Source organism: Actinomadura sp. 6N118, assembly GCF_044326415.1.
In the GTDB taxonomy this organism is placed as follows: Bacteria; Actinomycetota; Actinomycetes; order Streptosporangiales; family Streptosporangiaceae; genus Spirillospora.
In genome coordinates this window covers 21498-35908 of the sequence record NZ_JBIRAZ010000011.1, presented here as the reverse complement: position 1 = coordinate 35908, position 14411 = coordinate 21498, and the positions used below count along the sequence as shown (strand labels likewise).

The following is a 14411-nucleotide window of genomic DNA, read 5'->3' as shown; positions in this document are numbered from 1 at the left end:
GACCGATGCGACTGCCACCCCTGCACGACCGGGTCGTCCTGGTCACCGGAGCCGGCCGCGGAATAGGAAGATCCATCGCGATGGCCGCCGCACTCGACGGAGCCCACGTCGCCATCGCGTACCACTCCAGCGAGGAGGGGGCCCGCGAGCTCGCCGAGGAGATCCGGGCCATCGGCCGCGACGCCGACGTGCACCCATGCGACGTGGCGTGCCGGGAAGAGGTGTTCGCCCTCGTGGACTGGGCCGGGAAACGCTTCGGGCGGATCGACGGACTGGTCAACAACGCAGGGATCATGCCGGAGACCGCGTTCCTCGACCTGACCCCCGAAGACTGGGATCTCGTCCTGAAGACCAACCTGTACGGGATGTTCCACGCCAGTCAGGCCGTGCTCCCCGGAATGCTCGCGCGAGGCGGCGGCGCCATCGTCAACATCGCCTCCCGGCTCGGCCTGATCGGCTGGCCCGGGGTCGCGCACTACGCGAGTGCCAAGGCCGGGGCGATCGCCCTCGCGAAGTCGATCTCACGAGAGTTCGGGCAGCGCGGCATCAGAGCGAACGCCGTGGCGCCCGGCGTCACCAACACCGCGATGGGACGCACCGTGATGGAGGGGGAGGTCGGACGCAAGCGCATGCGGGAGCTGCCTCTCGGGCGGTTCGGCGAACCAGGTGAGGTCGCCGAGTGCGTGACCTTCCTGCTCTCGGATGCCGCCGGCCTCCTGCTCGGCCAGACGCTGCATCCCAACAGCGGAGGTCTGATGCCATGAGCGCCCGACTCGTCAGCGTTGAACAGGCCGCAGAACTGGTGCGCGACGGCGACGCCCTGTGGATCGGGGGATCAGGTGCGGGTCACGGCGTCCCCCAGGCGTTCATCGACCAACTCGCCGCGCGCTTCACCCGCTCGGCGTCACCGCGCGACCTGACGACCGTGCGCGTCGTCGGAATCGGCGACTTCGGCGAACGGGGCATGTCCCAGCTCGCGCTCCCAGGGCTGACCCGGCGCACCATCGGCAGCAACATCGGCAACGAACCCCGGCTGGGCGCGTTGGTGGCCGGAGGCGAGATCGAGTCCTATTCCCTCCCGCAGGGGGTGTTGTCGGCGCTGTGCCGTGACATCGCGGCGGGCCGTCCAGGCCACCTCACCCACGTGGGCCTCGGCACTTACGTCGACCCGCGCCAGACCGGTGGACGCCAGAACGCGCGCACCGCCGAGCAACTGGTCCAGGTCGTCGAACTGGCCGGACGGGAATGGCTCTTCTACCCCGCGCTGCCAGTCGATGTCGCGGTGATCCGTGCGACCACCGCGGACGAGGACGGCAACCTGACGTTCGAGCGCGAGCCGATCCTCGGAGACTCCCTCGCCCTGGCCATGGCGGCCCACAACAGCGGCGGCATCGTCATCGTCCAGGCCGAGCGCCTGGCCGCGCGCGGCTCGTTGCGGCCGAACGAGGTGCGGATCCCCGGCGCCATCGTCGACTACATCTACGTCGACGAGCGGCAGCGCCAGACGTACAACACCGCCCATTCGCCTTTCTACTCCGGGGAACTGCGCATGCCGTCGTCCGACGCGGGCCCGCAGGCGACCCTGGACGTCCGCAAAGTGATCGCGCGCCGAGCGCTTCTCGAGTTCCGTCCCGGCGACATCTGCAACCTCGGCTTCGGAATCTCCCAGCAGATCGGCGCGGTGGCAGCCGAGGAAGGCGTGGCCGACCGCCTGACCCTCACGGTCGAGCAGGGCATCTTCGGCGGCGTTCCCGCGCATGGTCCGGACGGCGGCGCGGGGGTGAACTACCAGGCGCGCCTGGAGCAGCCCTCGATGTTCGACTTCTACGACGGCGGCGGCCTCGACATCACCAGCCTCTCGTTCGCGCAAGTCGACCGGCACGGGAACGTCAACGTCCATGCCTTCGATGAGCGCATGCGCGGTCCGGGGGGATTCCTCAACATCAGCGCCCTGACCGGGCGCCTCTGCTTCGTCGGGACGTTCACGGCCGGTGGCCTGCGCGTCGGGCTGGTCGGCGGCGCTCCCGCGATCGAGCGGGAAGGCGCCCAGCGAAAGTTCGTCGACACCGTCCGGGAGATCAGCTTCAACGGCCGGATGGCGTTGGAGAAGGGGCAGACCGTCCGATACATCACCGAACGCGCGGTCTTCGCCCTGACCCCGGAGGGTCTGGAGCTGATCGAGGTCGCCGACGGGCTGGACGTGCACAAGGACGTGCTCGCTCACATGGAATTCCGGCCCACGGTCAGCGAGCGCCTGCGCCCCATGGACGCTCGCCTGTTCCGCGCCGCTCGCATGGAGATCACCGGCGACTTCGCCACGGACGACTTCGCCACCGACGACCTCGCCACCGACGACCTCGCCACGGACGACTTCGCCACCGACGAAAGGAGCCGACATGGCCGCACTGGTCAACGTGACGCACGGCGCGTGCGCGGAGATCGAGCTGGACAACCCGCCGATGAACGTGGTCTCCCGCGAGCTGACCGTTCGGCTCCGTGAGGCGCTGCACGCCGTCGAGGCCGATGAGCGGACCCGAGTCGTGGTGCTCCACGGCGCCGGCGATCGGGCGTTCTGCGCGGGATCGGACATCGCTGAGTTCGAAGACCTGCACGGCCGGGTGGCCGAGGGCAAGCTCCTGCTGGAGAAGCTGGTCTACCGGCAGCTCGCCAGGCTCCGGGTGCCGTCCATCGCCGCCATCGAGGGGTATGCGCTCGGCGGGGGCTTGGAACTGGCCCTGTGCTGCGACCTGCGGGTCGCCGGAGAGAACGCCAGGCTCGGCCTCCCCGAACTGAAGCTCGGGGTCGTCCCCGGGAGCGGCGGCACCCAGCGGCTGCCGCGCGTCGTCGGGTCCGCCCGGGCCAAGGAGATGATCCTGCTGGGAGAGATCCTCGACGCCGCGACCGCCCTGTCGATCAACCTGGTGAACCGTGTCGCGCCGGCGGGTTCGGCGCTGACGGCGGCGCGCGAGATGGCCGAGACGATCGCCGCTCGCGGGCCGGTCGCCGTACGAACCGCGAAGGTACTGCTCGACCAGGCGACCGAGCGGGCGCTGGACGACGGGCTCGCCCTCGAACTCGACGCGGCGGAGATGATCTTTTCCACCCATGACGCTCTCGAAGGAGCACGGGCCTTCCTGGCGAAGCGTCCGCCGACCTTCCCCGGTCACTGACCAAACCTCGAGGAATCGTGATGCGTACAGTCGCCCTGTTCGGAAACCCGCTGCGCCGCCTCCACTCCGTGGTCATGCACAATGCCGCGTTCGCCGCCTTCGACATCGACGCCCGCTACGAACTGAGGGAACTGCAGGAGCCGGAGCTGGCCGATCAGGTCCGGCAGGCCCGGAACGAGAAATGGCTCGGCTTCCAGATCACCGCGCCGTACAAGCAGGCAATCATGTCCCTGCTCGACGAGGTCGAACCCGCCGCCCGGCGGATCGGAGCCGTCAACAGCGTGGAGATCGGCGAGGACGGCCGGCTGATCGGCTTCAACACCGACGTGATCGGCTTCATGACGGCGGTGCGGAACTGTGCGCACGCCGACCTGACCGGCGCCCGGGTCGTCGTCGCCGGCTCCGGCGGGGTAGGCCACGCCGCAACCTACGGCTTGGCCGAAGCCGGAGTCGAGCGCCTCACCGTGCTCGACCTCGACGCGGCCGACGCCCGCCGGCTGGCCACGGAGTTCAGCGCGTTCACGCAGATCGAACCGATGGCGTTCGACGACCCACGCACCGGCGACCGGCTCGGCGAGGCGGATCTTTTCGTCAACGCCACATCGGTCGGCATGCTGACCCCCGGCCCGGTGGTCGATGTCGCCCGCATCTCACCAGAGGCAGCGGTGTTCGACGTCGTGTACGTCCCGAGCCAGACCGAGCTCGTCCGCCAGGCCAGGGCACGCGGCATGCGCGCGGCAGGCGGCGCCGACATGCTGGTGGCCCAGGCCGCGGCGGCCTTCGTCCGCTGGACCGGCACGGAAGACCCGACAACCCTCATGCGAGAAGCAGTCGAACCTCTCCTCCACTGCGCCGACCTAACCCCCTGACGCCTTCGGGTGAGAGCGCCGGGGGCCGAAGGTCGGCCCCCGGACGTGGTTGTCCCTGCACCAGAGTTTCACCGATGCCGTCGTCCCAAGAAGACGATCAGGTGCGAGTCCATCGTTGGTTGGCGGCGCCGTTGCACGTCCAGATCTGGACGTACACACCGTTGGCCGTGGAGTTGCTGGGTACGTCCAGGCATTTGTTCGCGCCTAGGGCGGTGATGCTTCCGTCGGAGTTGACGCGCCACTTCTGGTTGTTCTGGCCGTTGCAGTCCCAAATGATCACGCTGGTTCCGTCGGCGGTGCCGTTGTCGTTCACGTCGAGGCACTTGCTTCCGTAGACCCGCAGTTCACCGGCCGCCGTGGAGGTCCACTGCTGGTTGCTCTGACCGTTGCAGTCCCAGATCTCCACCCGCGTTCCGTTGGCCTGGGAAGCTCCGGTGACGTCGAGGCATCTTCCCGACCCCACGCCCTGGATCTGGGACACGGGGTTGGGCGTTCCGCCGCTGACCCGGAACACGACGGTGCCATGAGAAGGCACGCTCGCCGAGATGGCCCCGGTGGTCGAGGTGACGGCGTTCGTCCAGGCCTCACGGAGGCTGAAGGAGTTGCCGGACAGGCCTATCGCCGAGGCGGTGGTGCTGATCGTCGTCGTGCTGCCGCCCTGGTTGAACAGCGCGACCGCGAAGTCGCCGTTGCTCAGCCGTTTGGCCAGGACGCGGCGGGTGCCGTCGTTGCTGATCTGGGTCGCTTGGAGGCCGAGCGGGTCCTGGTTGATGGCGATCAGGTTCTGGTTCTTCATGATCGTGGCGGTCGCGGCGTCCATGTTCCGCACGTCGTTTCCCGCGATCAGCGGCGCGGCCATGATGGCCCACAGGGCGAAGTGGCTGCGCATCTCGGCGTCGGTCATGCCGCCCCGGCCGACCACCATCATGTCGGGATCGTTGAACTGCCCCGGCTTGGCGTAGCCCGACAGGGGCACGTTGACGTTGACGATGTTCTGGATGCCCATCGGGTAGCCGTTGGTCTGACCGGAGTTCCAGACGTTGGTGATGTCCTCGGTCGTGCGCCAGATGTTGGCGACGTCACCCCAGTTCCGCTGCGGGCCGGTCTTCTCATGGATGCTGTTGGGGTTGATGCTGTAGAGGATCGGCCGTCCGGTGGCCGCCAGGGCGTCGCGCATCTTCGCGAACGTGCGTACCTGGTCGTTGATGGTGCCGGTGGGAGAGCACCAGTCGTACTTGAGATAGTCGACGCCCCAGGCGGCGAACTGCCGGGCGTCCTGGACCTCGTGGTTGAGACTGCCGGTGGCGCCCGGATAGGAGCCGAAGTACTGGGCGCAGGTACGGTCCAGGGGCGCTTGGTAGAGACCGAACTTCAGACTCCTGGCGTGCAGGTAGTCGCCGAGCGCCTTCATGCCGCTCGGGAATCTCGACGGATTGGCCCGCAGGTTGCCGGCCGGGTCGCGGTTGGGATCGAACCAGCAGTCGTCGACCACGACGTACTGATATCCGAGGTCGCGCATGCCGGAGCTGACGAGCGCGTCGGCAGTCTGCCGGATCAGTGTCTCGTTGATGTTGCAGCCGAACGTGTTCCAGGTGTTCCACCCCATCGGCGGGGTGCGGCCCACGCCGTTGTCCAACGCTTGAGCCTGGGTGGCTGGGCTGAGCGCCCCGGCCAGAGCCGGACGGGGCGCCACGGCCAGGGCCGGACTGGGCGCCACGGCGAGCGCTGGGCTGGGCGCCACGGCCAGGGCCACCATGGTCAGCAGCGCGCGGATTCGTCTCCTGCTCATGGAGATCGCTCCTCAGTGATTTGAAGGCCGGGTCCATGGGTTGGCCGGTCCATAGGTTGCCGCGTCCATGGGGTGGGCCGCGTCCATGGGGTGGGCCGGGTCCATGGGGTGGGCGGCCACCCCATGGACCCGGTGCCCAGGGTTCAGACGACCGTTGTGGCCGCGCTGCGGTCAGCGACAAAGCCGAGGATCGTCCTGTCTGCAGTGACCCGGGCGGGCTCCGCCTTCTGCCGAGCCCGCCACGCCGGCTCCACACCGGAGCCGGACCCGTGTCACGCCGTTAGCGCTGCCGTGTCAGGAGACCCGGCCGGTAGGGCAGGAGGCCGTAGTCTCCGCCGGAGTTGGGGTTGCGCCCCTGGTAGAGCAACTGCAGGTTGCAGGGATCGACGGTAAAGGTCTGATCGGCGCTGGTGCGGATCAGTTCGCCATGGCTGATGTCGTTGGTCCAGGTGGCGCCACTGTTGGCCTTGCCGGCGAAGGGATTGCCCTCGGTCGCGGCCTGCGGTGTCCACGAACCGTTCAGACTGGTGGCCGTGAACGAGCGGAAGTAACGGCCCTGCGAGCCGATCGCCTCGACGATCATGAGGTACCGGTTCTGGCCCTGGAGTTTGTAGACCTGAACGGCTTCGAACAGGTTGTTCCTCGTGTCACTCATGATCACTGTCGCGGTCGAGCCGAAACTGCCCGGGAAGTTCCCGATCGGCATACCGGCCCGGTAGATCTTGCCGTTGTCACCGGCGAAGAAAAGGTACATGTTCGTGCTGTCACCGATGAGCGTCTGGTCGATGGGTCCTGTCCCGGAGTCGCTGATACTGGCGGTGGAGAGCACCTGCTGTGATGACCAGCCATTCGGGTTGGTGGGGTCGCTCGACGTCCGGTAGGAGAAGGCGGTCCCACCCCACTGGTAGGCGAGCACCCAGATATTCTTCGGCGCGAAGTAGAAGAGCGTTGGCGCGACGGTGGAATTCGACATCGCGTTCTGGCTGGCCGAGGCCATCTCCGACCAGTTGGTGAACAGGCCGAAGTTCATCGAACCCCACCTGGTCCCCGTGTCGTGCGTCGTCGCATAGACGAGATGCCTGCCGTTGTAGGGGGCGACGGTGAAGTCCTTGAGCGAGACCCACCCCGACCTTGGCTGCGCAAGCGGGCCCGTTGATGTCCAGCGATATGTCGACGGAAGGTCGCACGTCGGATTGGGGTCGACGCCGCCGACCTGGACGAGCTGCCACTGCTGGTTGTTGCCGCCCCAGTCGTCGTACTGGACGATGTTCGCGTTGTCGGCGGTGGAGGCCCCTTGTACTTCGAGGGCCTTGTTGCTGTGGCGCGCGACGAGTCTCACGTGGCCATCCGAGCTGTCGGCCAGCCGCCACTGCTGGTTGGTGCCGTTCTGGTCGGCCCACTGGACGATCGAGCCGCCGTTGGCGGTGGAGAAGTTGTGGACGTCCAGCACCTTGCCGGAGTGGCGGGACTTGATGCGGTAGTAACCGCCGCCTGAGTCGACGAACTGCCACTGCTGCTGGTTCTGATCGTTCCTGGTCCACTGGGCGATGCGGGCGCCGTCGTTGGTCGCCAGGTTGTAGACGTCCAGGGCCTTGCCGCTGTTGCGGTTGACCAGGACGTACCACTTGTTCACATCAACTGTCGCGGCCTGAGCGGTCTGTACGTTCGTCACGGACAGGAGCACCGACAGCAGGAGCGAAGCCAGCACCGCACCGATCCTCAACATGAACTTCTTCCTTTCGTTCGGCGTAAGTGTTAGCGCTAACATTTCGCTGCCGAATGGGCCCTCCTCTCCATCGGTGATCGGGGGGTGGTGGTGGCCGGAGTAAATACGAGGCAGAGGACAGCGTCAAGGGCCCAGACCTTCGAAAGTTTTTCGAGCACAAGTCAGCTGCTAGGTCGCGTATGCAAGCCGCCGAATGGACATACGCGATGAAATATTTCGAAACTATTGACGGGATCTGAAAGGGCTCACACACTGAGTCCGCGACGCCGTGGTGGTGTGTGCGCTCCCGGTGATGGAGCGCGGCGTCTGTTACGCGGGCTGCGTCCCGTGCTTCCACGGGCTGCGTCCTGTGCTTCCACGGGCTGCGTCCTGTGCTTCCACAGGCTGCGTCTCGTGCCTCCACGGGCTATGTCCCGTGCTTCCACCTCTCGTTCATTCATGCATTCATGGAGGAACAGACATGCGTACGAATGCCATGTCCAGGTCCGGGATTCGCAAGCGGGCCCTCGTCGCAGGCTCCCTCGGGGTGCTCACCGCTGCCGCCGCTCTGGTGCCATCGGCTCCGGCCGCTGCTGCCACTCCGGTGGCACCTGCCGCCGCTGCTCTGGTGGCACCGGCTCCGGCCGCTGCCGCGGAGAGCACGCTGGGCGCTGCGGCGGCGCAGAACGGCCGTTACTTCGGCACCGCCATCGCCTCGGGCAGGCTCAACGACTCGGCGTACACCACGATCGCGAACCGCGAGTTCAACTCGGTGACCGCCGAGAACGAAATGAAGATCGACGCCACCGAACCCCAGCGGGGCCAGTTCAACTTCGCCGCCGGCGACCGCGTCTACAACTGGGCGGTCCAGAACGGCAAGCAGGTACGCGGCCACACCCTGGCCTGGCACTCCCAGCAACCCGACTGGATGCGGAACCTCGGCGGCAGCACACTGCGCCAGGCCATGATCAACCACATCAACGGCGTGATGGCCCACTACAAGGGCAAGATCGTCCAGTGGGACGTCGTGAACGAGGCCTTCGAGGACGGCAACTCGGGAGCCCGCCGCAACTCCAACCTGCAGCAGACCGGCAACGACTGGATCGAGGTCGCCTTCCGCACCGCGCGCGCCGCCGACCCGGCCGCCAAGCTCTGCTACAACGACTACAACGTCGAGAACTGGAACTGGGCCAAGACCCAGGCCATGTACGCCATGGTCCGCGACTTCAAGCAGCGCGGCGTGCCCATCGACTGCGTCGGCTTCCAGTCCCACTTCAACAACGGCAGCCCTTACAACAGCAACTTCCGCACCACCCTGCAGAGCTTCGCCGCCCTCGGTGTCGACGTGGCCATCACCGAACTGGACATCCAGGGTGCCTCGGCCACGACCTACGCCAACGTGACCAACGACTGCCTGGCCGTCCCGCGCTGCCTCGGCATCACCGTCTGGGGTGTGCGCGACTCCGACTCCTGGCGCCGGGAGCAGACGCCGCTGCTGTTCGACGGCAACGGCAACAAGAAGGCCGCCTACACCTCAGTCCTCAACGCCCTCAACGGTGGCACCACCCCCACCCCCGGTGCTGGAACGATCAAGGGCGTCGGTTCAAGCCGTTGCCTGGACGTGCCCAACTCCAGCACCACCGACGGCACCCAGCTCCACCTGTGGGACTGCCACAACGGCACTAACCAGCAGTGGACCTCCACCGACGCAGGCGAGCTCAAGGTCTATGGCAACAAGTGCCTGGACGCCGCCGGCACCGGCAACGGCGCCAGAGTCCAGATCTACAGCTGCTGGGGCGGCGACAACCAGAAATGGCGCGTCAACTCCGACGGATCCATCGTCGGCGTCCAGTCCGGTCTCTGCCTGGACGCCGCCGGAACCGGCAACGGCGCCCTGATCCAGCTCTACTCGTGCTGGAACGGCAGCAACCAACTCTGGGCCCGCACCTGACCTGCGAGACAAGCGAAAGGGTGAATCGATGAAGACCTACGGTGCGGCTTCCCTCGCCCCTCCGCACAGGCATCGCTGGTGGTCCCGGTTTGCCGCCGCGGCGGCGGTGGCCCTCGCGATCGGCATGCTCGTCGCGGTGAACCCGGCGCCGGCCGAAGCGGCGACGGTGGACACCAATGCCTGGTACGTCCTGGTCAATCGCAACAGCGGCAAGGCGCTGGACGTCTCTGGCACGTCCACCGGCGATGGCGCGCGGCTCAGCCAATGGACGCGCCACGACGGAGCCAACCAGCAATGGCAGTTCGTGGACTCCGGCGGCGGCTTCTACCGGCTGAAGGCCCGGCATTCGGGCAAGGTGCTCGACGTGGCCGGCGCCTCGACGGCCGACGGTGCCGCGATCCAGCAGTGGGCCGACCACAACGGGGCCAACCAGCAATTCCGCCTGGCCGACTCCGACGCAGGCCACGTCCGGCTGATCAACAGCAGCAGCGGCAAGGCCGTGGAGGTCCAAGGAGCCTCCACCGCCGACGGCGCCAACGTCGTCCAGTACGCCGACTGGGGCGGCGCCAACCAGCAGTGGCAGATGGTCAAGCTGTCGTCCGGTGGCAACGGCGGATGCGGCAGCGCCCCGACGCTCACAAGCGGTACGCACACGATCCAGAGCGGCGGTAAGAGCCGCAGCTTCATCCTCAGGGTTCCCGCCAACTACGACAACAGCCACCCCTACCGGCTGATCTTCGCGTTCCACTGGCGGGGTGGAACCGCCGGCGACGTCTCCTCGGGTGGAACGAGCGGGAGCGCCTGGTCCTACTACGGCCAACAGGAACAGTCGAACAACAGCGCGATCCTCGTCGCCCCCCAGGGCCTCGGCAACGGCTGGGGCAATTCGGGCGGTGAGGACGTCACCTTCGTCGACGACATGATCCGGCTCATCGAGAGCAGCCTCTGCGTCAACACGACACAGCGCTTCGCCACGGGCTTCAGCTGGGGCGGCGGCATGAGCTACGCACTCGCATGCGCCAGGGCGAACGCCTTCAGGGCCGTCGCGGTCATCGCCGGCGGCCAGATCAGCGGGTGCAGCGGCGGCACTCAGCCCATCGCCTACTTCGGAATCCACGGCATCAGCGACTCCGTCCTCAACATCGCGCAAGGACGATCCCTGCGCGACAAGTTCGTCGCCAACAACGGCTGCGCTGCCCAGAGCCCGCGCGAGCCCGCCCAAGGCAGCCGGACGCACATCACCACCACCTACTCGGGCTGCCGCGCCGGATACCCGGTCCAATGGGCCGCGTTCGACGGAGGCCACATACCCGGTCCGGTCGACGGCTCCACCGGCGAGAGCGGCATCACCACCTGGACCAAGGGAGAGATCTGGAGGTTCTTCGCACAGTTCCAGTGACACACCCACACCTCGGAGTGGAGCCAGCATCGCCCTGGCTCCACTCCGTCGTCGTTATTCGCCGTGGGTTCGCCACCAATCGGCTGCCGCGTCCGTAGCAAGGCCCGTGATCCAGAGGTCGGCCGGGTCGTCGGGCAGCAGGCGTTCCCGCACCGCGTCCCGCATGGGGAAGGAGAGTGTGGCGCCGCTTGTGGGAATGTCGTCGTCCAGGACCTCAGCGGGGAACTTGCAGACCGCGACGGCGTCCGCCACCCCGAGACCCGCACGTTCAGCCAGGTTGTGAACGGTAGCGGCGGCATCGATCGGTGCGGGACCGCGATCGGTCACCAACCGGATGAGCCGGACGACGCGGTCGGCGTTGCCCCAGCAGGGAATGGGGGCCCGAGCCGCCTGCCAGCCGGGTGGCTCGATCGGGTCGAACGTTCCGCCGGGCGCGTACTCCACGGCCGTCGCGGTCCGGTTGTGTCGCTGGTAGCTCAAGATCAGCAGGGCGCCGTTCGGGGTACGCCAGAGCTCCCCGGGCGCCGCCTTCTCCAGTTGCTTGTCGACCAGCTGACTGGACTGCCCCTCGCCACCCACCGGAGTGAGGCGCACTATGCGGCAGGCTCCCACGCCGTCGCCGATCGGAGCGTTGGCCCAGAGGCGCAGGACGTCGAGGATGTCTTCGCGCAATGTGTCAGAAGTCCACGGCAGGACGGCCGGGAGCGCGTAGCCCGCCAGGGTGTCCAGGTCGACGCCCACGTAACCGCCGGACGGGAGGGAGACCGTCCGGACGAGGTAGGGCTTCGCGGCCGCGGGCTCGTCGGTCACCGACTCCAGCGCGCGTGCCACAAGCCGTTGGTGCACGAGCCACCTCGTCCGCGCCGTGGTGCGCGCGAAGGGGAGGTCCGAGGCCGGTGAGACCAGCGCGGGCAGTGCCGGAGGCTGGGGACGGCCGATCCGGTCGCGCAGGTAGATGGCCAGAAGGAGACACTCGACGGCCGTACGGGCCGCTTCGAGGACGCCGTCGCGCAGAGTCGGCGCGGTCACCTCGGGCAGCACGGCCTCCAGCGCGTCGGTGGCCGCACGCGGTCCGTTCAGCGTCGCCTCCATCAGGCGCGCCGCACTCTCACGGTCGAGACATCGCAGCGCCGCCGACCCGTCCGGGTCCACCGGGTCCCGCCGCGGCCACCAGCCGGGCGGCGGCACGAGCCCGCCCTTCGTGCTCATGACGGGCGAGAAGAGCAGCCGGGCCGTCCGGGTCCCATCGGGGGCGGTGACTGTGATCGCACCCCGGCTCAACCGGACCTCGCTCGGCCCGGCGGCGCCCGGGAACGTCACCTCGGAGGCCCCTGGCGCCTGGGGCCGTGCGGTGGCGGTGTCGGGGTCCAGGGTCAACGCGACGGTCTGGCCCGTTCGTCCCTCGACCCGGAACGTCTGCCAGACGCCGTCCTGGATCCGTGACAGGAGGCCGGTCTCGCCGTCGTACCAGGGCAGCAGCCCGTCAGGCAGTTGGGGAAGCTTCACCGACAGCTCGTGGTCGCCGGTGACGGACGCGTAGGCGTTCCAGGACCGTTCCGTGATGGTGAGGTATCCGAGGTGCTGGACGATCGTCCGGCCTGATTTCGGAAACTTGTGCGGCGACCCACTGGTCACCGCCAATTCGGCAGGAATGCCACCGCGCAGGGCCGCCAGCAGGGCGTCCACGGGGTCGGCGGGTTCGAGCCCCTCGCCGACACCGGGCTCCAGGTCAAGGAGACCACCGTGCCCGGTAAGCCGCACCAGCTGGTGCAAGGCGTTGTACATGAAGGGCAGGTCAGAACGACATGCGTCGGCCTTCCAAACATCGACGGCTTCGTTCAGCACCTCCCGGGTCTCCGGCACATCCCAGAGCGTTTTCACCGTGACCGCATAGTCGACGTTGCCGAAATACCCCAGGTCGCGAACGAACGCGTCCAGCAGACTGGCAAAACGCTCGCGTCCTTCTGGCCCGGATGCCACGTCCGCGGCCTGCTGCCCCACGTCGAAGCCCGGATCCCACCAGCGGGGCGAGTCGCTGGTGAGCTCCTTCTTGGGGATGATGTGCCGATAGTCGGGAGGCGGAAGCGCCGGGTCCGCTTCCTCGCCGAACACCACCTCGCCCCCCGGGAACAGCCGGCTCCCTGCCTGATCGATGAGCTTCAGCAGCACTGCGGCCGAGCAACCCCGCCCTGTGGCACCGAACCACTGCGCCGACAGGTGCGCCCCCGCCCCGCTCTCAGCCAAGGATTCCAGCCACATCTGCCGGATCTCCTCGGCGACCTCCTCGCCGCTCTCCTCCTCATGCCGGGCACGGTCGGGTTCGGCGGCGATCAGCAGCTTCATCAAGTCGTAGTCGCGTCCGGCCACCGCGGCGAGCGGCTCGCGGGCGGCCGCCCAAACCTGGTGGGACGCGATGGGCATGAGGCCACCCCGGAGCAGCCGCTCGGCCAGAAACGCCTCCTCGTCCCGCTTCTTGATCTTCGCGGCCCGAGCCAACATGCGCAGGTCAGGGAAGATCCGGGCGTACGGGATGAGCCCCGCGTCGAATCCCGCGCAGATCACTTCACGAAACCGCCCGTGCGCCTCCTCGCCCGGCAACTCCGCCGCGAGCGTCTTGGCATAGTCGCGCAGCGCGGCCGGCCCGACCCCACCCGCGGGCACCAGCTCAAGAAAGACGTCCTGCACCCGATCGAGGTCGAGTAGCGCGGGATGATCCTTCTCGACCTTCCGTGCCTGCCCGAACGCCCAGAACGCAAGCTCGCTCTCCCCCGCCCGCACCAGCTCCCGGCAAGCCTGCTCGAAGAACGGCGCCAGATCCGCAGCGGGCAACGGGCCCGCTGCCTTGGCCAGCATCTTCTTGGCGCCCTTAGGCCCGGCGGCGGCGAGATCCGCCACTGCCGGCAACAGCGAAAACCGTGTCATCCCGTTCCTCGTCCCTGGCTAAACGACCATGAAACCCTGCGACGGCCCACCCGAGCGATCGGTTCCGGCAGCGCGACAAACCGGCTGCAAACCGGGCCGATGCGGACAGCCATCGCCCATGATGCCGTCGCCGCACCAGCGCCGGCACCCATGTCCAGACCACCGCAATCAAGATCTGGACCAACTACGAACAGGTCTACAACCTCACCGTAGAAACCGACCACACACCCGTCCTCGTCCACAACTGCAAGATGATTCGGTAAGATTCTCCGCCTCTTCTGGGAAGGCTGATATTGCGGACTGAAGTGAAGAACCGCTTGGTCATGACCAAGGCGTTGGTATCAGCACGCCGGAAGGCGAGTTCACCCGATCGTTACGCCTGGGTGTGGGTCTCTCCTCTCCGGGACGGAACTTTCAAAGTCTCAACTTTCGAAATCCCTCGTCGGCTGGCTGATGAGAACATCTGCTTCTTTGAAGAAGATATCGACAGGGTCCATATTGGGACGGTGTCGAAAATGGCCGAGATTGACGAATTGGTGGAGGGTCTGGGTGTCGATCCGGACGAGCTGGACGCTCCCTGGCATAATGACTTCCCTCTGTGAGTCG

10 protein-coding genes are annotated in these 14411 nt (G+C 67.4%); 7 read left to right on the top strand and 3 right to left on the bottom strand.

Going from position 1 to position 14411, the window contains the following annotated elements; genetic code table 11:
- The first annotated feature begins 5 nt into the window (after positions 1–5).
- The 4 genes from ACH34W_RS27360 to ACH34W_RS27345 are packed head-to-tail and all read left to right on the top strand — an operon-like array spanning position 6 to position 4039.
- On the top strand, positions 6–764 hold the full coding sequence (locus tag ACH34W_RS27360) for an SDR family NAD(P)-dependent oxidoreductase (protein ID WP_395963957.1): 759 nt from the start codon (positions 6–8) through the stop codon (positions 762–764).
- Positions 761–2500: an acyl CoA:acetate/3-ketoacid CoA transferase gene (locus tag ACH34W_RS27355; RefSeq protein ID WP_395963956.1), complete on the top strand. Its 1740-nt coding sequence runs from the start codon at positions 761–763 to the stop codon at positions 2498–2500. Before ACH34W_RS27360 ends, ACH34W_RS27355 begins: the two co-directional genes overlap by 4 nt.
- A complete protein-coding gene (locus ACH34W_RS27350) occupies positions 2397–3170 on the top strand; it encodes an enoyl-CoA hydratase/isomerase family protein (RefSeq protein ID WP_395963955.1) in 774 nt (257 codons plus the stop codon). The genes ACH34W_RS27355 and ACH34W_RS27350 overlap by 104 nt, the downstream gene beginning before the upstream one ends.
- A gap of 20 nt (positions 3171–3190) precedes the next feature.
- Entirely contained in the window at positions 3191–4039 is an 849-nt protein-coding gene (locus tag ACH34W_RS27345; protein ID WP_395963954.1) for a shikimate dehydrogenase family protein, read from the top strand.
- Between the two features lie 97 nt (positions 4040–4136).
- On the opposite strand, the gene ACH34W_RS27340 is transcribed toward ACH34W_RS27345, so the two are convergent.
- Positions 4137–5828, bottom strand: coding sequence for a glycoside hydrolase family 27 protein (locus ACH34W_RS27340; protein WP_395963953.1), 1692 nt, complete (start codon positions 5826–5828; stop codon positions 4137–4139).
- A 280-nt stretch (positions 5829–6108) separates the two neighbouring features.
- Positions 6109–7554: a non-reducing end alpha-L-arabinofuranosidase family hydrolase gene (locus ACH34W_RS27335; protein WP_395963952.1), complete on the bottom strand. Its 1446-nt coding sequence runs from the start codon at positions 7552–7554 to the stop codon at positions 6109–6111.
- Between the two features lie 460 nt (positions 7555–8014).
- Here ACH34W_RS27335 and ACH34W_RS27330 point away from each other — a divergent pair, with 460 nt between their 5' ends.
- Positions 8015–9484: an endo-1,4-beta-xylanase gene (locus ACH34W_RS27330; RefSeq protein ID WP_395963951.1), complete on the top strand. Its 1470-nt coding sequence runs from the start codon at positions 8015–8017 to the stop codon at positions 9482–9484.
- Positions 9485–9512: 28 nt separating this feature from the next.
- Positions 9513–10883 (top strand): RICIN domain-containing protein, encoded by a 1371-nt coding sequence (locus ACH34W_RS27325; protein ID WP_395963950.1) that lies wholly within the window; start codon positions 9513–9515, stop codon positions 10881–10883.
- Positions 10884–10937: 54 nt separating this feature from the next.
- Here ACH34W_RS27325 and ACH34W_RS27320 read toward each other — a convergent pair whose 3' ends face one another.
- Positions 10938–13805, bottom strand: a complete 2868-nt coding sequence (locus ACH34W_RS27320) for a hypothetical protein (protein WP_395963949.1) — start codon at positions 13803–13805, stop codon at positions 10938–10940.
- Positions 13806–14128: 323 nt separating this feature from the next.
- On the opposite strand from ACH34W_RS27320, the gene ACH34W_RS27315 reads away from it, so the two are divergent.
- Positions 14129–14407 carry a hypothetical protein gene (locus ACH34W_RS27315; protein ID WP_395963948.1) on the top strand — a complete coding sequence of 93 codons (279 nt, stop codon included), beginning with the start codon at positions 14129–14131 and terminating at the stop codon, positions 14405–14407.
- The last annotated feature ends 4 nt before the right edge of the window (positions 14408–14411 follow it).

What these genes read in the sequence shown, in the direction of transcription:
- ACH34W_RS27325 (WP_395963950.1), top strand. Translation starts at nt 9,513, where the DNA reads ATGAAGACCTACGGTGCGGCTTCCCTCGCCCCTCCGCACAGGCATCGC.
- ACH34W_RS27340 (WP_395963953.1), bottom strand. Translation starts at nt 5,828, where the DNA reads ATGAGCAGGAGACGAATCCGCGCGCTGCTGACCATGGTGGCCCTGGCC.
- ACH34W_RS27335 (WP_395963952.1), bottom strand. Translation starts at nt 7,554, where the DNA reads ATGTTGAGGATCGGTGCGGTGCTGGCTTCGCTCCTGCTGTCGGTGCTC.
- ACH34W_RS27320 (WP_395963949.1), bottom strand. Translation starts at nt 13,805, where the DNA reads ATGACACGGTTTTCGCTGTTGCCGGCAGTGGCGGATCTCGCCGCCGCC.
- ACH34W_RS27330 (WP_395963951.1), top strand. Translation starts at nt 8,015, where the DNA reads ATGCGTACGAATGCCATGTCCAGGTCCGGGATTCGCAAGCGGGCCCTC.
- ACH34W_RS27350 (WP_395963955.1), top strand. Translation starts at nt 2,397, where the DNA reads ATGGCCGCACTGGTCAACGTGACGCACGGCGCGTGCGCGGAGATCGAG.
- ACH34W_RS27315 (WP_395963948.1), top strand. Translation starts at nt 14,129, where the DNA reads ATGACCAAGGCGTTGGTATCAGCACGCCGGAAGGCGAGTTCACCCGAT.
- ACH34W_RS27355 (WP_395963956.1), top strand. Translation starts at nt 761, where the DNA reads ATGAGCGCCCGACTCGTCAGCGTTGAACAGGCCGCAGAACTGGTGCGC.
- ACH34W_RS27360 (WP_395963957.1), top strand. Translation starts at nt 6, where the DNA reads ATGCGACTGCCACCCCTGCACGACCGGGTCGTCCTGGTCACCGGAGCC.
- ACH34W_RS27345 (WP_395963954.1), top strand. Translation starts at nt 3,191, where the DNA reads ATGCGTACAGTCGCCCTGTTCGGAAACCCGCTGCGCCGCCTCCACTCC.